Below are 20,447 nucleotides of genomic sequence, written 5' to 3'. Positions count from 1 at the left end.
CCCAATTGCTATCGGCCGGGCGATGCTCGTCATTAGCTATTCGATAACCACGCGCTTGGTTAGCACTTGATTATCGGCCTGCAAGCGCAGGGTGTACACCCCCACGGCCAGGCCCGTGGTGTGAAATTCGGCGGTAGCCCCGGCCGCGTTCAGGCCGATGGTGCGGGTCTGCACTGCTTGCCCCAGGGCGTTCAACAAAGTGGCGCGCACCATATGCTGGCCCGCCAGTGGGGGCAGCAGCAGCGTGAATTGGGTGTGCGCCGGGTTGGGATAAAGGCTCACGGCTTCGGCGGTCAACTCCGCCCGCGTGGCCGTGACGGCTGCTGGCCGGAACACCACGCTGAAACGCCCGTTGCCGCCCGCCAGCGTGCCCAATGTAAACTGATAGCTACCGCCCGGCGCAAGCAGTAGCTGCGTTCCGGTCAGCGCATCGCGCAAATACACTTGTGCCGGGTTGAAACTGCTCAACTCCGCTACTGTGAAGGCAAACGTGCCGGTTTGCGGCACGCGCAGATTGAGCGGTACCACCACGTCGGTGGTGCCGAGCGGGGCCAGCGCGTTAATAGCGAGTGGCGTGGTGCCGGCCAGCGTGGCCAGGTCCAGGCCGGTGGCATTGGGCAGTTTGGTGGCGTCGAATTCGGCATCAACGCCAGCCGTGGCTCCTTGCTCGAAGTACACGTAGGCGTCGTCCTGCAAATTGATGCCGTTCAGCGCGAGGCGCAGCAGCGGCCGTGGGTCGTTAGTACCGCGCCCGAAAGCAGGCTGGGCGCCGAAGGTGGTGATGCGGTTAGCGTTAGTCAGGTTCACGGCACCGGGCGTGCCGGCGGTGCTCACGCGGGCAAAGTAGCCCGAGCCCGCCACAATCAGCGGAGACTCACCCACGCCGTTGGCATAGGTGCGGTAGGTGCCAGCATACTGGCCGGTGCTCTGGTACACATACATCGCGGCGTCCAGACCGGGGCGCTGGGCCTGTGCGACGGTGTTCCAATCCAAGGGGCTGGGGTAGGGGTTGCCCAGCAGCTGCCAGCCGGCGTCGGCATCGGTGCCCCGGTTCAGCGCGCCCGAGTTCTGGGTGGCGTTGTTGAAGGTGCCGGTGAAAGCCACGGGCGCGGCGGTGGCGGGCGCATTCACGGTGTAGCCGCGCGTGGGCTGCATGGTTTCGGTGGCGTCGGCGGGCGAAAACCAGCCTTTATCGAAAGCCGCGCTATTCGACGTTACCGTGGCAATTCGGCCTTCATCGTATCCAAACACTGTAGGAAACGGCCGGCTAGAGCCCGGCGTGGCGCTGGTGTTGTAGGCTGAATTGAGCGTTGGATTGAAGCCCGTCGTGGCCAAACTGCTGAACGTGGCCCCGGCCATCGGCGAACTGAAGTGGCGGTAGGCCGGCCCCGTCACGGCGCTGGTGATGGCGCGCTGCATGGTGCCGTTGCCGATGATAACGCCCCCGCTGTTGTCGACCAGCGCCGTGCCATCAACCGTGGAAAGTAGGGTGAACGCCTGGCCGCCGGTGGCCAGGTTGCCGCTTTGCAACCGGGCTACCTGGGCCACGCTCACGCCCTGGCTCAACGTGAGGCCGGCCGCGTTGTTCACCGTGAGGCTGCGCACCTGGGTGGGCAGGCCCGCGCCTGTGACTTGGGCGGCGGTGCCGTTGTAGATGTAGATGCCATCGGCCGAAAAGCTGCGCGTTCCCAGCAGTTGAATGGCCCCCGCGGCCCCGCTGGCCGCGATGCCGGCCGGGTCACAGATTTGCAACTCGGCCCCGGCTTGCAGCTCGAAGCTGCCCGCGCCGCCCATGACGGCGCAGTTGGTGACGAGCGTGCCACCCGTGAGCACCCGCACGGTGCTGGCCACGGCAGTATTGAGCTGCGGGATGAGGGTGCCGCCGCTCTGCACCGTGATGCTGTTGTAGGTGCCGCCGGCGGGCATGCGCTGGCCGTTAGTTACCACCAGGTCGGGGCCGGTGACGGCGTTGCGCAGGGACTGGATGTAGGTGATGTTGGGCGTGCCGAAGCCGTAGCCCCAGTTGGGGACCGGGCTCTGGGAAATGGCGGCTTTGCCGGCCCCGTTGTAGTCGGCCAGGGTCTGGGTGGGGTTCAGCGGGTAGTGAAACGAGCTGGGAGCGCCACCGGCTTCGGCATCGGGCGAGGTCATTTTGTAGCCCGGCACCGACTGGTAGAGCGGCGAGGTGCCCGCCGCCACCGAGCCGCCCAGCCCCAGGCGGGTGGCAAACGTGTGGATGGCCCCGACTACGCCCGCCGTGCCCGAACCGGCCTCTTTAATCATCACCATTTCGTACTGCGTGATGTTGAAGTTGGTGGAGGTGCTGGTAAGGTAGGTGGTGTTGCCGAGCAGCATATCCACGGTAAAATCTGAGGCGTCGTAGTCGGGCACGTAGCCGGCGGGGCCGGCCAGCTGGCGCAGCACCACGGTGGTGCCACTGCGCATATCGGCCCAAAACGGCGTGTTATTGAACAGGTACTTGCCGCCGGCGTCGGTGGTGCTGCTGGCGTCGAAGTCCTTCACAATCATGCCGCGCATATCGAGGTGGTCGCGCACCACCAGCAGCTCCACGGCGTCGTTGGTGCCCACCGCGTCGTTCGAGCCGTTATACACGCGGTTCACCACAATGGGCGGCGGCGGCATGGCCGCAAACGTTATTTTGGAGATGTTGAAGCTGCTCGTGACCAGGTCAAACTTCAGCGTCGCGTTCGGCGAAGCATCCAGGTACACGTTGTTGACGACGACGCTCTGGTAGGTGTTGTAGCTGCCCGTGGCGGGAATGGCTACCACGCCGGTTTTGTCCACATTGTCCACGCTCAGCCGCAGGGAGGCTGTCGAAGTAGCCGGCGTCGACACCCGAAACGCGATGCTGTAGTAGCCGCTGGTCTGGATGTTGACGGTGTATTTCAGCCATTCGCCGCTGGCTGAGTAGCCAATGTTGCCGTAGCCCCCGTCGCCGTTCTGGGTGTCGACGCCCTCGTTGGGCCGGGGGGCGGTGGGGTCGGCGGTGGCGCCGCGGTTTTCCGCTTCGTTGTCGTGGTAAGCCACGCCCTCGCCGCCGAAGTCGTATTCGATGGACTTCACCACGCCCGGAATCAGGGCCGGCGTGCCGTTGTAGGGCGTGCGCTGGCAGGGATTCACCTGCACGTAGGCCGGCTTGCTCACCACGATGGTCGTGTCGGGGTTCACCAGCGTCATGGTCACGTTTTTGGGGCCGGCCGAGGTGTAGGTGACGGCAAAGGGCCCCCGGCCGCTGGCCGTGGCCGGCGTGGCACCTGCCCCGAAAGCCCAAGTGAGCGAGGTGTAGCTGCCCACCACCGCGCCCGTGTACGTCACCGCATCGGGGGCTAAGCAGGTGACGGTTTTATCAGCCGAAAAATCCGCGAGCGTCAACGTTTGGCCTGGCCGAAGGTAGGTTGGGGGCAGCGCGCCCTGGGCGTGTTGCAGCGAGTACACAATCTTGCGGGTCAGCGCGCCCTGCGCATCAAACAGCAGCACTAGTGTCGACTGCGCGGGGATTCTGTCGTTGTAAGCGGCATTGATATTGGCGGGCACGTTGATTTTGAGCGACGCTACCCCTGGCACCGTGGCCGTGTTCAGCTGCAACGTGAAGTCGTAGTCCGTCACGTCACTCTCATTCAGTATCATCACCGCCGTGGTGCCGTTGTCGGTGCTGCAGAGCTCTTTCACCAGCGTCTGGTTGTCGGTGGCGTTGAGATTGGTGCCGTGCAGGTTTTCCGACACCAGCATCTCGTGCCAGTAGCAGGAGCGGGGCTTGATGGTGGCCACCGTGGCCCCGTCGAGGTAGCCCTTATCGCTCACGATGCGGGAGCCGTTGCTCTCGTGAATGCACCAGGGCTGCATCGATACGGCCTCGTACTTCATGCCCACGCCAAACACCTCGGCCCAAAACTGCCCGTTGATAAATGAGTGCGCGCCCAGCCCTTCCACTGTGTTCACGGCCGGGTTGGCGTAGTCCAGGTTGAATTCGGTGAGGGCCCAGCGCAGGGCGTTAGCACCGGTGCGGTTGTTTCGGGTGTTGGCCGCGGCCATCAGGCCCAGCAGGTTGGTCACGGTGTTGGCCACGTTTTGGCCGGCCGCGACCACCTGCGCCCGCGTCTGGTTGCCCGAGAAGGGGTAGGTGTGGAAGGAAATGATGTCGATGTAGTAGCGGCCGTTGGCATCTTGGCCGGTCACGTCGTTGGCACCCCCCAGCAGGGCGGGGTAGTAGGCGTTGTAGCCAGCGTTTTCGGGGCCCACAATCAGGATGGTTGGGTCCACGGCTTTCATGGCCGAGGCGAAGGCCTTGATGTACGTCTCCACGCCCGCGATGCTCACTGGGTTGGGCTGCGAGGCATTGTTCAAATCGGGCTCGTTGCCGATAATCCAGTACTTCACGTTGCGGCCCATCGTGATATTGACGTGCTGCACCACCTGCGCCGCCTGCGCGGCCGTGAACCGCCCGCGCCCTTCCGACACTTGCACCATGGGCTCGGCCCCGATGCGGCGAATCGAGTCAATCAGGGCAATGTATTGGGCGTTGGTTATCAGGTTGGTATTCGCCCCGTTGCCGCCGATGCGAATCATCTTCACCTTCGATTGCTTCACCACCGGCCACAGCCGGTCCAGCAAGCCGCCGTAGTTGGTCGTGCCCAGAGCTGTGGGCAGCCAGGCATTCTGGCCCGCGAGGTAGGGCGAAATGGCCTGGCCGTGTCCGGTACCGATAGCAAGCCAGCTCAACAGGAGAAGGGATAGTAGTCTTTTCATGCGTGGGAGTTTTGGGGTTGATTCGGAAGTGAAAAGCGGCGGCCGGGCGTTACTGGTAGAGTTGTGCCCGAACAGGACTGAGGGGTGTCGACATGCCGCCTCTGCGGAGTGACTTGTGTGCCGGGTTTGGGGTCGTCAGGGCTGCGGGTATTGGCGAAGGCCGTTGGCCAGTTGCTGCTGGCAACCCAGGGGCGGCGGCCAGCCTCGGAGCAGCCAACTGCTGCCGGCCTTCACAAATGTCTGCGGAGGCCTACTTATCCGCTTTCTCATTTCAAACCGGCGCTGTTCATTTTATAAAATACTATTTAACTCATTGTTATTCAAAATATTGAAAAAAATAAATAGGGATTACAATCAGCTGCTATTTCATTTTTAGCACGCGGTTGTCACAATAGTTTTAGTATAAAGCGCGGTGGACCTGGCCATCACCGCCACCGGTACAGCGGAGCCGGAAAGAGGCGAAAAGCCGAAAAGCCGACACCTGAAAACGGCGTGTATATTTCTGCCGCAACAGCAACATCTGTCCCACTGCGGGTCCGCAGGTGTGGTTGTGTAATCCTGCGGCCTAAGTAGCCGGCCCCCATTCTGCTGGTCGTTGCCCACGTCACGGTTTCGGCTGGATAACCCGCCAAGGGTGCGGGAATGCAGGATTTGCGCGGCTCGCCCGCCACAATCCACGAACGAAAACGCCCGACTGAGCCTGCGGTCGGAGCGTCTCCTCTTTTCACCGCATCACCAGCCCATCTTTAGTAATGGCCTACCACTCGCCACGTTTCACCAAAGCAATAGGGACTGCGCTGCTCCTGTCCCCGCTGGCACTGCACCCGGCGGGCGATAGCAGCGCCAAGCCCGCGCCCAAGCCCCTGACCGCGCTGGCTTTCACCGTCCGCAACCGGCTGGCGGTAGCCCGGCCTACCGAAACAATTAGCTTGCCGGTGGCCCGTCTATCGGGCGTTATAAAGGCCTATGGCACTGAAAACCTGCTGGTGCGCGATGCTGCCGGTACGGTGCTGGTAAGTCAGGCCCTCGACAACAACGCCGATGGCCAGGCCGATGAGTTGCTGTTCCAGACGGCGCTGGCCGCCAGTGAAACCCAGCGTTTCACCGTGTCTGGGGCCGCCGACGGGGCCGCCCAGCGCCCGAAAAGCCCCTACACTACCTTCTCGCGCTTCGTGCCCGAACGCATTGATGACTACGCCTGGGAAAACGAGCGGGTGGCCTTCCGCACTTACGGCCCCGTGGCCCAGCAAATGACCGAGGCCGGCCGCAAAGACGGCACCCTCACCAGCGGCATGGATTGCTGGCTCAAGCGGGTGTCATATCCTATCATCGACAAGTGGTATGCGGGCAACGTGCAAACCGCCGGCTACTACCACCACGACCGCGGCGAGGGCTACGACCCCTACCACGTGGGCGACAGTCGTGGCTGCGGCGGCACCGGCATCTGGGACGAGGGCCGGCTGTGGGTTTCCAAAAACTTCATCAGCTACAAAACGCTGGCTACCGGCCCCATTCGCACCGTGTTCGAGCTTGCGTATGCGCCCTGGCCGGCCAACGGCCGTCCCGTCACCGAGCGCAAGCGCATTTCCCTGGACCTGGGCAGCAACCTGAGCCGGTACGAAGACTACTGCAGCAGCCCGCAGGTACTGCCCAATTTCGTGGTCGGCATCACCCTGCACGAGAAGAAAGGCATGGTGCAGACCGACCGCAACGCCGGCTGGTTCCGGTACTGGGAGCCGGTGGACGATGCTGAAATTGGTACCGGCCTGGTGCTCGACCCCGCAGCCATAACGGAAGTGCGCGACCACCGCGTGGCGCAGCCCGACCAGAGCAACCTGCTGGTTTTCACCCGGCCGGCCCGTGGGCCACTCGTGTTCTACGCGGGCTTTGGCTGGACGAAGAGTGGCCAGTTCCGCACGGCGCAGGAATGGGATGCCTACCTGGCCCAATTTGCCCAGCGCCTGGCTTCACCGGTCGAAATAAGCTGGGCGAAAACCCCGTGAGCGCCGGCCGCAACATCAGTGGATTTTGCACACACCATTTTCTGAATCAACGCTATGCTTTTTGCTTCCCTACGCCTGGTGGCGCTTGTTGCATTCGTTACCTGCTGTTCCATTTCCAGCACTTGGGCCCAGCAGCCGGGGGCGCAGTCAGAGGCAGTAGACCTAGTGCGCAACCGGTGCGTGCGGCTCTTGCTTTCCGACACCGCTTACGCCAGCGAGCAGAGCTACCAGCTGAGCGGCGACATCCACTATGCCCAGGACGGCGCCGGCTACTACGCCTCCCTGACGCCGGAGGGCGTTTGGCCGGATATTGACTACCAATCGACGCTGAGCAATGCCTGGCCGCCCTCGTGGCACCTGTACCGCCTGCTGCTGGTGAGCCGGCAATACCACCGCAACCACGACCCGCAGTACCTGGCGGCGCTGCATCGCGGGCTGGCGTTTTGGATAAGCCACGATTTCCGCTGTCCGAACTGGTGGCAAAACCAAATCAACACGCCCTTTGCCTACGCCAGCTTGCTGCTGATGCTGGGTTCGGAGGCCACCGCCCCGGAGCGGGCGTTTCTCGATGACGTGCTGCGCCCGCGCATTGCACAGGCGCATCCCACCGGCCAGAACAAAATCTGGCAGCACGACATCGAGGCGCGCGTGGCGCTGCTGCACCACGATGCCGCCGGGCTGGCTCAGGCGCTGGCCAACATGGCCTCGGTCGTGGAAGTCACCACGGGCGAAGGCATTCAGCCAGATTATTCGTTTCAGCAGCACGGGGCCATGCTGCAGTTTGGTAATTACGGCCTGCACTTCGTCAACAGCCTGCTTTTTTGGCTGGCCGTCACGGAGGGCACAAGCTACGCCTTTACGCCGCAAAAGCAGCGCGTGCTGTTTGACTACTGCGCCAACGGCCTCCGCTGGACGGTGTTCCGAGGCGGGATGGACCTGACCACCATCGGCCGCCAATGGCGGAGCGGCGCCGCCGGCAAGCGGGGGCAGGTGCTCTACGACGATTTGCAGCTGGTGCGCGCCCTCAACCCGGCCCAGGCCTGCCGGTATTTTCTCGATGGCTTCGCCGGGCCGGCCGATGCCGCCTGCGAACTGCGGGGCAATCAAAGTTTCTGGCGCAGCGGCTACATGGTCCAGCTGGCCCGGAGCAAGTATTCCCTGAGCGTTAAAACGCACGGCCCCTTCGTGAAAAAACTGGAATCCATCAACGGGGAAAACCAGCTCGGGGCCTATTTGAACGACGGCGTCAGCTTGGTGCAGCGCACGGGCCGGGAATACCGCGACATCGGGGCCTACTGGAACTGGGCCATGCTGCCCGGCACCACCTGCGACACCACCCAGGCACCCGGCGACAAATTGGTGCTGCAATCCAGCAATGTAGCCGCCTTCGTGGGCCAGGTGTCGGACGGCCTCGCGGGCCTGAGCACTATGGCCTACGACCGGCTCGGCCTCCAGGCGCGCAAAAGCTATTTCCTGGTGGGCAATACGCTCGTGGCCCTGGGAGCGGGCATCGAGGCCAGTGAGGCCAAAAACGTGGTTACGACCGTCAACCAATGCTACTACAAGGCCCCGCTCGTGAGCGCTGAACCAACGCCGAACAGCCTGCGCTGGCTCTGGCACGACAGCATCGGCTATTTTTTCCTGGCCAACAGCAGCCAGCCGAAAACGTTGGTTCGCGCCAACAAAAGCGCCTGGCCGGCCGTTGATGTCGCCTCCCCGCCGGTGCCGGCCGGTGGGGTAGATGTGCGGAGTACCTGCACCATTTTGCTGCCCCACACCCAGACGTCGGATTACGCCTACGCCCTGCAAACCGGCCTGGGCCAGACCCAGGCCCGCGACGCGGCCCGCCATTTTCCGGTGCAAGTGCTGGCGAACACCCGTGCCGTGCAGGCCATTGCATTCAACGACCGGGTGTTGGCCGCTTTTTACCAACCTGAGAAGCTGCGTATGAGTGCCACCCTGAGCATCGCCGCCGACAGTCCGTGTCTGCTGATTTATAAGCGTACAACTCCCAAGCCTGAAGTATGGGTGGCTGACCCCACCCGTACGCTGCAATCCGTCCGGCTGAATATCAACGGCACCTACCGGACCATCGCCTTGCCCCAGGGCGACCTTTTGGGCAGCACGGTGAAAATGGGCCTCTGAACAGGGTGAAAACCGGCTGTTTTCTCATCGAAAAGCGCATTATGCGCCTTGCTGCTTATTCCTCATGGGCCTGCTGGAAAACCTGGTCAGCGACCGCTGCTTAGTGGAGCATTGCGCTCTGCGGCTGGATATCCTGCTATTTCTAGGCTACGGTGTGGACGAGGACTTGCCGTAGTATTCAACCGTGAGCCGGACCGGCAAAAGGCTGAACCCAAGTGGCTCCAAAAAAGCCGCTGCTATGTGATATGGGGTCGGTTTTTGATTTAAGCTCCCGCCGAAATCACTCTACCGGGTGCGGCTTGCCGGCGGGGAAGGATGCGTGATGCCGTGCCCGCGCCCGGTCCGGCCTGGGTTCACAAACGGAACTGACCCGCCAACAGGCGCTGCGGTGTCGCGCGCAGTCGCGCTATCAACCACCGGGGCCGGATGGTCGCCGGTAATGGGCTGGTTATTTGTGGAAATGGGTTGGTCGCAGGCACTGAGGGAACAGCCCGCGGCCAGCAGCAATGCAGCAAGATAAAGTTTCATGGCAGGGAACGGATTTATTGCTCGTTCAATGGGCCGGCAGGCTCAGCGTTGGAAACTGTGGGAAGGACAACTGGGAATCGGGCTGTGGGCGGCGCTTTTTGTGCGGCTTCTATCGGTTTGCAGTGTATCCAAAGCAGCTTCAGCGATGGCCGAGGCTCTGGAGATATACCGCTGTCTCATTGCCGGTCGGCACTTCATTGTGCTCACAGTGAATGCCAATGGCCGGATTCCCAGCCGCCTCATTGCCGGAGAAAGTGGCGCCCACAAAAAAGCCCTTCTGCTTTGCGGCAAAAGGGCTTTTGGTGGTTAGCAGTGGAATGCTTTAATTGAGCCACATGCGCTAATTGAGCCACATGCGCTCGAAAAACTCGAAGCGGTGCGGGGCAAAGGCGTTGAAGTAGGGCGCTTCGCCCTCGAAGCCCAATACATGCACCAGGTCCAGTCCTTCGGTGCGGCTCTCCACCACGCGCACGGCATAGGCCTGGCCTTGCACGGGCCAGTCGCCCACATGGTTGGCTGGCCGGTTGTCGGCATCTACGCAAATGGCATAATCCAGAAACGGAGCCGCCGAAGTAGCTTCGGCAAAAGTGTGGTTAGCTATTTCCATAAAATAAAGGTATAGAAAAACTCCAACCAAGCAGGCTTTGCTTTCGTGCAATTTCCCGGGCGTTTTCTGCCGATACCCTAGCATTTGGGCTGGGTTTCCCATCTTGGGATTACCTTAGCCGCGCTTATGGCCCTTGGTAAATTGCGCATCCACTTTCGAAACGGGGCTGGCCAACTGCTGGAACAGCCCACCGGCGAGTACGTCATTATCCGGTACACCACCGGTCCGCGCCGCTTTGCCGACCTGCAAACGCTGCTCGGCCACACCAAGCAGCTATTGACGCTCCGCCGCTGGCACAAAGTCATCGGGGACCACCGCCGCATGCTGCCCTTCACGCCCGAAGAGTCCACCTGGGTAAACGAGTACTGGCTAAGTATGCCCAGCACGCGGATGCACGATTTCTACGGGGCCGTGCTGTTGCCCGCCGAGGTGCTGGCCCGTCTCCCCCATGCCGAGGCCACCGGCGAAGCCACGGTCCGCGCCATGACCTACCGCCTGTTTGCGGAAGAAGCCGAAGCGGCGGTTTGGCTGGCTCAATTGGCGTAACAAGGCCACGCAACCACCATATTCATAGCCGCCTCGCCCGCTATATTCCCTCCATCACGGCGATGGCGCAGCCGCCGCCATGAGTGCCAGCCGCTGATTCAGCCAGTATCCTGGCATCATGGGGTTGCTCACCGCCAATGCGCCTGCCCGGCCACTTGTTCCCCAGCCTTCCCGCCATGATTGGCAGCCTTGGGTGAATCTGATAGCCAGCAAATTCCGCGTTGTTACGGGAGGGCCGAAGGAATTTAGTGTCGAAACAACTGGGTGACGAGCGGTTTATAGCCCGTTCGCATTATTGCGCGAACTAATACTAATTCAGATACAAATCAGGTATTACTACTTGGATTGTGGTCCCGGATGCTGTGTACGTTTGCAGGGTAATGTAGAAGGCTGCAAAACGCAGCCCAACCTAATCAGTTGCGGCCATCTTATATAAAACCAAGCGGCATGAATCTCTCCAGGCTTGATAAGCAAATTCCGGGCAGCGTTTTAGCGCAAATCCCAGCAGTTATTAAGCTTTTCAAAATAGATACACCGCTGAAACTGGCACATTTCTTAGCGCAGTGCGCCCATGAGAGCAACAATTTCACCGCAGTTGTCGAGAATCTGAATTACTCGTTTGATGCGCTTAAGCGCACATTCCCCAAGCATTTTCCTGCCACGAGCACCCTATGCGACTCCTATGCCCGCAAGCCCGAAGCCATTGCGTGCAGGGTTTATGCTTCCCGCATGGGCAACGGCGATGAGGTCTCAAAGGAAGGCTGGAAATACAGAGGTCGGGGCTACATTCAATTAACGGGAAGAGATAATTTCAAGGCCTTCAATAAGTTCGTTGAAGACGACGTGCTGGCCAACCCGGACCTTGTCGCCACCAAATATCCGTTGGTTTCGGCCGCTTGGTTCTTTTTCAGCCGAAAGGTGTTCTACCAAGGAAAATCTATATCGCTGATTGACTTGTGCAATCAGGGAGCAGAACCTCTGCTAACAATGGTAACCAAGGCCGTGAATGGAGGTGCCAATGGGCTGCTCGACCGTACTAAATATTTTAACCGCTTTTATCCCCTGCTGAAAGAGCCGCCGCCGGGATAAAAGAATAAATTAAACCTGAATTTAATCGCTCATTCCCTGAGTGCCCGATTTATCAGGCGCTCAGGGGGAATACTGATGCCCAATCCCAATCGTTGCCGCTTAGGAAAATCCGAAAGCAATATTTTAAACAACCATTTCAAACCCAAACACAATGGCCGACTCAACCAAAACAGTAGCCAAAACGACAACAAGCACGCTGGCTGTTACCAAGCTAGTGCCAACGACAACCACGGATTTTAACATTACCCTTCAACTCGGAGATAATGTCGAAAACGTGGTCACGCTTTATGCATCAGATTTAGCCAAAGTTGCTGAGCGGGGTATCACCTTTGAGCTTCCGGCTGGAACGTCAATCACCCTCGGCACTCTGAAGAGCTTGCTGGCGTGGTTCAATAACAAGATTGACCCGAATTCAGACACCATCCCAACCGAAGCCAGCGAATCATGGCCGGATGCAATCAAGGAGATATTTAATGGGGTTCTTAATGTTGAGACGGCAGTTACCCAGTTCCGGTTCCGGCAGGACCCCAAAGATGCTGCAGGCGTATATCCCGCCCCGGAGTTTAAGCTAGCTCTGACCGGAACGGCCATGGACCCCAAGAACCCGAAAGTGCGCAAGCCTATTCGTTTCGGTGAGATTTTCAGCGTCGTGGGTGGTGGTATCGGCATCGAACGCACAAATACCACGGTCGTAGTAGTGGAGTAATAAGGCTTGAAATTTGATTTCAAAAACCCACAGCATCTCCGGTCAAGGCACTACTAATGACGGGCGATACTGTGGGTTTTTTGTTTCTACACAACGAAAATTAATAGGATTACTAGTTGAATTGGGTATCATATCAGAATCAAAATTGAGTTTAAGAGAGTTGCGATGAATATTTGTGTTTTTTTGGTGCTTGCATATAATAATATAGGTTGATTATAAGTAAGATATAATAAGTGTGTCTGTTTCGAAATTGCTGATTGCCATTGTGTCATCGGTTGACTGGTATTCCATATATGGATATGCTTCATTGTACTTGGACTAAATATTTTCCTCATCCTGGATAGGATGGTGTGCCGGCCATCTTGCACCAATTCACATACGCTGCTTACCCTAATTCTTCGCCATGAATAAATCAGTAGTTATCCCTATGCATATCGATGGACTATATCTGTATGAGGAAAAGACTGTTGCCGAGCCAACGGCTGACTTTGCTGATTTGCCCTACAATAATGCTGCTACCGATTTTAATTACGAGAGACCTTACTTGAGTGAGAGCTTTATTTCCAGGCCTTTTCAAAATCAAAATTTACTGTTGCCCCCCGGAGTTCATTTGCATTGGGCACTTCCTTCTGCATTGGTAAATGGCATTTCAAATGAACCGGCTCCCAAAATTTTTACCTCCCAAAACGCTATTGGAGAGAACGGAGTAGTTTTTCCGGTAGTACCCGACCGGTGGTTAATTATCAGGAGAATTAAAGAAGATATTGATAAAGCTTGGGTAGTAGAAAGTGATTATATGCATACTGCTGGAAACCCCGATGATAACCCCTACAATGGCATTACTTACCCGCTTATTAATAGTGGTAATGAGCAGCCATATCGGTATATGGGAAGGCATTATTCCGTAGATAATCAAGGTAATGTAAAGCCGGAAGACCTGAAACAGCCTAAGGATAGTAGCTACTTTCAAAACCTGACTTCGGTAGGATACGGAAGTCCGGTTTTCTCAGCATTTTATCCCAACTGCCATAGCGTTTTTGGATTTTACGATGCCGATGTAAGCGCGGATATGCTTGCTGACCTTGAATATGATATTTGGGGATGGTATAGCGATGAATCAAAAGACCCGATTGGGTTATTGCATGCCTTTCAGAAAGAGAGTAAAGACTTATCGGCCAAAGGCTATGCCGAAATCATTTTGAACAAGCTTAACTGGAAAATTGCTGACCCAGATTTCGAGTGTGATGGCATGGTGTGCGGTGGAACGATAAATTATCGAGATTTCGTAGCAAGAAAGGATGAATTGAATGCCGAAGGACTGGCCGTAACAATAGGCAATACCGGCACAGAAGCCCTCTCGGCTTTATTGGGGAGTCGAATTAACCGGCAGTTCGGACTCGATAATCATCACACAATTATCGAAGACCAATTGGAAGCGTTGCAACTCTTCGCCAAAATGGCGGGTCAGGAATTAGACACCGATAAAAAAATGCTGCAGGCTATGCACGAACAAGGCTTTTCGCAAGTGGATGGGGGTATGTCCTGGAGTGTAAATATAGAAAATGCTTTGCCGGCTGATACAGGCCAACAGGCCGGTACTAGTTCCGCAATACAGCCAGACGGCGGGGTAGTATTTGACTTGCCAGCATTCATGGCAAGCAAAATTCAGGACCTTAATCGTATTCAGCAAAGTTATGACCGGGCGGGGGATGAGCTAGTTAGCCTGCAGCAACAACTATTCGCTGATTGGTATAAATATATGGTTGCCTGTTATCACGGGGACTTAATTGAGCATACCGCAGATGCTGACCGAATTAAATTCCTGATAGAAAACGACCATTTTAAATTAATTAACAACAAGAAACAAGAGTTGTCTGGCTATTCCATTCGCTTGTCAGAGGCAATGGTTGCTATCAATCAATATATAATCGACTTCGATGGTGGCGGGCAGGAATATGGCAATACACTGCTGTTTAGTGCCGCTACACTCGCTCCTTCTTTTACGCTTAGCCCAGAGCCCAGTCTTTCGGGGCAATACGTTGCGCTATTTCAAGGCCAAGATGGCGCAACATCAGCAGCAGCCGACTTTTTTAGTTACGTCATTGAGCCTGCTACAAAGGTGGCGGCATTGTCACTTCTTGTTAATATAAGTGCCAAGATACCGGCAACTGAGTCTTATCTGCTACGGATTGACAATGACCCGACCAGCACGGTGGGGCCGAGGGGGGCTGGCCTTTTGTGGACTTCCATTTTCGTAGATGGCGTAAAGCTGGACCCGTATAGACCCCGCCAATGGAGTGATATTCCGAAGGACCGATGGGTGCATATCTACCTCGTGGCCCGTGCCCCCATGGATGCCCGGGAAGTAACGCTATTTCAGGGGTTGAAGGGTAAAATGGCAGGCCTGAAAATCAGTGAAAGGCTGTTGAGTGAAGAAGAACTCTTCAATGACAGGAATATGCTGAAACTGAAAAGGGCACAGCTTAGAAGTGATAAAGCACCCCGTTTCTGGCTACCCAATGACCCTGTGGTACTAATTGCGGGTAGCGATGTAAAGGTTGGGAACAGGCACCTGATAAATCAGCAGCTCAATTGCGTATGCATCGATTTGAAGGGTGTTTTTGAGAGAAATCAATCGTTGTACTATAACCTGAAAAAAATTCCTGCGGTGAGCAAGCTCAACGGAATAACACAGAGCCTGGCAAATACGGAGGGCAACTGGAACCCTACGCTTTTACAGTGGGAAGTTATTGTAAAGGATAGTATTAAGTTGGACGGCCCTTACTCGAATGAGTTTGCCGAAGACTTTATCACGGCTAATTACAATATCAAAACTGGTGATTACGACCTTGCCGTTATAAATGCCAATGTTCTGCAGGGAGAAAGGATTAAATTTTATACTGGCTCAACCATATTGTCGGCCCATGCCAAAACAAAGCTGCAGAGCTTCATGAGTTCATATCTGCTGACTATGAATGCTGACGAATTAACGACAAGTTTAGGCCTTGAAAAGGACGATTTAGGATTGGTAATTTATTCTGGGTTAGTAAAAGAAATTGCGACACTTAAGGCGGCCGCTAAGAACCAGATTACGGAAGCAGAAACGTACAATTTTTATAATGCAGTTTTTGCAGCCTTTAATAACTTGCTGAAGGCCGTTACTTCACAAGAAGCCATCAGTCCCTTTTTGCGGCACGTAGTAGCGGCAGCAATGGAGCTGAGCACCAGCAACTATCTGTCGCAGTCGCTTGGGGGATTTAATGCGGCCTTACTGCAAATGCATGAAACAATGCAGCTGCCAGTGGATGACCCGGTTTCGTTCACGGAGTCGCAGGCAATTACTGCGCTGGCTGCTAAGCTGATAGGGCGTGAAAATAAGCGGGCACCCTTACCGCTCAATCAGTTTAATCCAATCAAAACGGGGACCATCCGAATTAATCAGCTGGGAGTTATAGATAATTTTGGGCAAGTGGTCAATATGCCGATACGAACTACCGATGTTCTGTTTTCCCATTCGTTTACGGCGGTTCCCCAGGGCAAGGAAGCCTTTCTGCCACCGCGCATCGTCCAACCAGCAAGACTGAATTTTCGATGGGTTTCGGCTGCTAACAGTGCTGCTAGCCAAGCCAATGCCGATGCCTGCCAGAATGCTGGCCCGGTGTGTGGATGGCTGGTGCCTAACAATTTGGATGTGAGCCTGCTGGTGTACGACGCTGATGGCTATATCCTTGGCCTCATTCGACAAAATAAGTTTGCCGGCGGCAGGCCGATGGCCGAGTGGGCATCGGCCCCAGGTAATCTAATCCTTGCTGATGCGAACCAGATACCCAATACCCATCTGCGAGTAATAGTCGGTAAGCTAATCGGTAAAAATAACTTTGCTGACTTTATCGAGCTGTTAGACAATACGCTGCAACAGATAGACCCCGAAAATTTTGCCCAGCATCTGGATTTGGCCATGCTGGTAGGCCGGCCAATCGCCGTCGTAAAGGCCTCGGTCAGCCTTGAGGTAAAAGGAATGCCGGCAATTAATCAGGGCTGGGACTATTTCAACGCTGATTTAGGCAGCAATAGCAGAGAAACCAATAGTTGGGAGAATGTTAAATTCCCGGTACTTATCGGCGAGCCGGGTATTTTGAATGACGGCGTTTTGGGATTTTGGGATGAAGATGAAAGTGCCAACGTATTTCAGTCGGTGTATCCTGAAAATATCAACAATGGCTATTTTGTGGCGCATCAGGATGGGGCCCACACGTTTTCACTCTCAATTACCGATAAGCCCAAAACCCTCACCCTACTAATGGACCCCCGGGGCGAGGCGCATGCCACCACCGGGATTTTGCCGGCCAAAAGCATATCTATCCCCGTTGGCCAGTTTAAGCCCGCCCTCGCCCGAATGAACGTGAGCTTTTTCACTAGGCCAATATTAATGGCCGCAGACGGCATCACTGTTTCGTTGCCTGAAGAGGCGGGCTATTCCTGGTCCTGGCTGGCAATGGAAGCCGGCAAGTGGACGGAAGTCTCCACCACTGGCATTGCCGATAAGGCATTGTTCTTAAAAGCTTTCGCTGCTAATGGGGAGGAGGTATGGCAGAGTATGCTGCAAGCCGGCTGGATAAAAGAAACAGCTGGCGGGAAGGCGCTTATTACTTCCAAAACGCAATGGGCTGCTCCTTCGCCGCTACTGTTATCGCATTTGCAGGACATTCAGTCATTGCTGGATGCCGGGCATATTGTATCCATGAATTCACAAGGTCATTTCTCCAAAGATATTCTCATTAGAGAGGGTTGGCTAAACTTAAGTGTAAACAAATAAATCACAAATTCTCCTTAATAACCGAATTTATGAGCTTCAGAACTAATTACCCGTTTGATTTTTGCCTGTTGAACAGCAAGGAAGAAGACGTTTTTTATCTTGAGGATAAGGTTGAAGGGGTGACCCTTAAAGTTACCAACCAATTAAAAGCGTCAATGCAGTTTAGTGCATCAGGAGAAAAAGCGGATGCGAATAATTATCATTTTGCCTTGAAATTCCGACCTGATGTGCTCAGCGATAGAAAAAAAGGAGAACAAGCGGTCGGAGAATGGAAAATTAGTGATGCCGTGCCTGATGCGCAGGGCTGCTCGGTGCTGTACATGCTATTTGCTGGGGCAGCACCGCTTATCTGCGAAAGCAAGAGCAGTATTGAAATCAAGTTTCTGGTCGATATAAACGGTAGCAAGGGCTCCAGAACTACTAATGTGGAGCTGTTGGGGAAAAATATTTCGGCAGGTGATATTCAGCTCGAGGATTCTAACCGGCAAATCAACTGGACCCTGATAAACCACCGGGGAAAATCGGGCTTGCCATTGCAGCTAAGCTTCAAAGATGCTGACACCATTTTGAATGATGGGGTGACGCGCAATAGCTTGAGCCTGAGAATCAGCAATACCAATAAATCAGATGCTGACGGGGATAAAGCCATCGAGTTTAATGAGAATTCCAGGATACTCTTTTTCTTTGACCCCAATCAGAATTCGACGGCCTCTGCGCTGGCGAATGCTGATGCCGTTCAGCGAATTGGCATTGAAGAAAAATCCCCTTCCGGCAGTGTTCATTTTAATGTAGTGCCCCCTTCTGGGCAGGAAGCACTGCCGGTGTGGCGCTTTATGGTGGCAGATAGCGCGGGCCTCAGGCTTTTGCCAATGATTAGTGGAGGTAGCGGTACAGGAGTGCTTACCCGGCCGATTCCTGCTCAAATAAAGGTCACTAACGCAAGGGCAGGTAAGTTGACTAGCAAGGCGGACAACTGTGTAAATGGCCGGCTGGTAACCGAAGGTGACTTGCTATTTACGGTTGACAACCAGAAAATATTTGTGCCTATAACCGGCAAGTTTATTCAGACAATTGATAAAGATAAATTTGCCGTTGATAAACTACTAGATGGGTATTGCCAGGTAGGCTATATTAAATCATTCTTGGGCGTTCAAAACGACAGAGCGGCGGATATGCCGGATAACATTACTTATGTTGACTTTTTGTTCACGAATATTATTACCAATTACATAACCGGTAAAACCAGGCTGAGCGTACGGCTGGAGAATATTCCCGGATATTGGGACGAAACGTTTGTGTTGCACATCGACAAGCAGCCGATGATTTTCCAAGACCAAAATGTGGGCATTGGAACCAATACACCCGCTCAGAAACTGCAGATAACCGTAAATAAAAGCGGATTAAACTTTCCCTTGCTGTTAAGTAATTTGAACGGTACGGAGGGCAACGGAAATGCCGTGGGCTTGGGTTTTATCAACGAGGCAAATGGCAATTGGGTCAAATCTGCGATTGTGCATGAACGGGTGGCTGGCTATGGGGTCGGCAGCCTGAAATTTTTGGTTAATAATGATGTTAATTCAAATTCAGTGACACTGGCTGATGCTCGCATGACGATTGCCAGCAACGGCAATGTTGGTGTGAATACTACATCGCCCCAAATTAATCTGGATGTAAAAGGTACACTAGGAGTTAAGAATGATGCGGCCTGGGACCACATGATGATACATCATGACGGTGCCACGGGGTATGTAGATGCTGGCGGTGCGGAAAACGGACTGGCTCTGAGGGTAGGAAACACCAATTCGGGAATTTATGGGCAGCAGCCATATCCTGAAATAATGCGCCTGCTGCCTAGTGGCAATGTTGGTATCGGCACAGCTAATCCTAGCCGTAAATTACAGGTGGAAGGCGACCTGCAAGCCAGCAACTTTTTTATCAAGGGCACTCACTTGGCGTACGACAGCCAGCACGCCGTTATTAACTGGGGCAGCCAAAGCACTGGGAATCTCTACTTCAGAACCCTGCGTAGTCAAGGCAATATTAATGATTATCGTGATTTGGCAGTCATAACCAGTGATGGCAGGATGGGGGTTAATACCAACTCTCCGCAGCAGACGTTGGATGTAATAGGTGGTATCGGCATTAGAAACGATGCGGCCTGGGACCATATGATGATGCATCATGACGGTGCCACAGGGTATATAGATGCTGGCGGCGCTGAAAACGGCTTAGCTTTTCGGGTAGGAGATACGAATTCGGGAAGCTATTGGCAGCAGGGTTATAACGAAGCCATGCGTCTCAAAGCAAACGGTCATGTCATAATCAATGGCAGACTGGGAATAGGGAATCCCAACCCGGAGTTTCCTATAGATGTCAACTCCTGGAACAACGTTACCATGCAAAAGGGGTTTTGGTTTCTAATGGATGGGGCTTGCCGGGATTCTCATAATACTTATTCAAATTCGGTTTCTATCAGGGCATCACAAGGAATGTATTGCAATGCATACTATTGCTTTAGCGATGAGCGAATTAAGGAAGAAATAGTAACAGTGGACAGTCAAGCTGCCTTGGAATTACTGAACAAACTTGTTGTTAAAAATTATTATTATAAAGATTATGTAGCCCAGGGCTCCGGCCTAAAGAGAGGATTTGTTGCGCAGGAAGTTGAAAAAAATATTCCTGAAGCGGTATCTATAACAAAAGACTTTACGCCCAATATTTATTCTCTGCCAGAAAAAGTAGTGCGGGTGAATGGCCTGCTGACCATATCCCTGAAAAAGGCGCACGAACTGAGCACCGGCGACCGGGTGAGAATTATTACGGAGGGGAATGGAGTCCAGGATGTACACGTAAATGTGGCGGATGAGTTGAATTTTACGGTCAACGACTGGACATTCTCCGAAGAGCGTCTGTTTATTTATGGGAAAGAGGTAGATGACTTCCGCACACTCGATTACGATTACATTTTTTGCACCGGCATCAGCGCTATTCAGGCGTTGAGCAAGCAGGTTGACACGCTCACTCAGCAGCTGCGGCAACAGGAAAACCGATTGGAACGGTTGGAGGCGCTGGTGGCGCGGCCGGATTAGTAAATGCAGTGTCATCATCGCCTTTCACTACACGCAGGCGATGAGGTCGGAAAGGATACCCGGGGCCAGGAGCCGAACGATAGTCAAACGTTCTGCCATCCTGCAGGCTAATCAGTCCTGTTTTTTGTGGGTGGAGACCAGCCTTCTGCGC

Annotated in this window: 9 protein-coding genes; 7 read left to right on the top strand and 2 right to left on the bottom strand. The window is 55.0% G+C overall.

Annotation, left to right across the window (positions count from 1 at the left end; genetic code table 11):
• Nucleotides 1–36: 36 nt before the first annotated feature.
• The gene (locus tag ACVWYF_RS17870) at nt 37–4,740 is read right to left on the bottom strand and encodes a carbohydrate-binding protein (RefSeq protein WP_457070505.1); all 4,704 of its coding nucleotides are present in this window, start codon (nt 4,738–4,740) and stop codon (nt 37–39) included.
• Nucleotides 4,741–5,519: 779 nt separating this feature from the next.
• Between ACVWYF_RS17870 and ACVWYF_RS17865 the strand changes: the two genes are divergently transcribed.
• Together ACVWYF_RS17865 and ACVWYF_RS17860 are read left to right on the top strand one after the other, a co-directional pair.
• Nucleotides 5,520–6,770: a DUF4861 domain-containing protein gene (locus ACVWYF_RS17865; protein WP_457070503.1), complete on the top strand. Its 1,251-nt coding sequence runs from the start codon at nt 5,520–5,522 to the stop codon at nt 6,768–6,770.
• A 54-nt stretch (nt 6,771–6,824) separates the two neighbouring features.
• Nucleotides 6,825–8,915, top strand: coding sequence for a polysaccharide lyase family 8 super-sandwich domain-containing protein (locus tag ACVWYF_RS17860; RefSeq protein ID WP_457070501.1), 2,091 nt, complete (start codon nt 6,825–6,827; stop codon nt 8,913–8,915).
• An 868-nt stretch (nt 8,916–9,783) separates the two neighbouring features.
• On the opposite strand, the gene ACVWYF_RS17855 is transcribed toward ACVWYF_RS17860, so the two are convergent.
• Nucleotides 9,784–10,050 (bottom strand): hypothetical protein, encoded by a 267-nt coding sequence (locus tag ACVWYF_RS17855; protein WP_457070499.1) that lies wholly within the window; start codon nt 10,048–10,050, stop codon nt 9,784–9,786.
• A gap of 126 nt (nt 10,051–10,176) precedes the next feature.
• On the opposite strand from ACVWYF_RS17855, the gene ACVWYF_RS17850 reads away from it, so the two are divergent.
• The 5 genes from ACVWYF_RS17850 to ACVWYF_RS17830 all read left to right on the top strand — a co-directional run bounded on the left by ACVWYF_RS17850 (nt 10,177) and on the right by ACVWYF_RS17830 (nt 20,296).
• On the top strand, nt 10,177–10,596 hold the full coding sequence (locus ACVWYF_RS17850) for a hypothetical protein (protein ID WP_457070497.1): 420 nt from the start codon (nt 10,177–10,179) through the stop codon (nt 10,594–10,596).
• A gap of 447 nt (nt 10,597–11,043) precedes the next feature.
• Nucleotides 11,044–11,685, top strand: a complete 642-nt coding sequence (locus ACVWYF_RS17845; protein WP_457070495.1) for a glycoside hydrolase family 19 protein — start codon at nt 11,044–11,046, stop codon at nt 11,683–11,685.
• 151 nt (nt 11,686–11,836) lie between these two features.
• The gene (locus tag ACVWYF_RS17840) at nt 11,837–12,391 is read left to right on the top strand and encodes a hypothetical protein (RefSeq protein WP_457070493.1); all 555 of its coding nucleotides are present in this window, start codon (nt 11,837–11,839) and stop codon (nt 12,389–12,391) included.
• Between the two features lie 403 nt (nt 12,392–12,794).
• Entirely contained in the window at nt 12,795–17,207 is a 4,413-nt protein-coding gene (locus ACVWYF_RS17835; RefSeq protein ID WP_457070491.1) for a hypothetical protein, read from the top strand.
• 29 nt (nt 17,208–17,236) lie between these two features.
• Nucleotides 17,237–20,296, top strand: coding sequence for a tail fiber domain-containing protein (locus ACVWYF_RS17830; protein WP_457070489.1), 3,060 nt, complete (start codon nt 17,237–17,239; stop codon nt 20,294–20,296).
• The last annotated feature ends 151 nt before the right edge of the window (nt 20,297–20,447 follow it).

Source organism: Hymenobacter sp. UYAg731, assembly GCF_054061335.1.
This window is presented reverse-complemented; position numbering and strand designations above follow the sequence as displayed.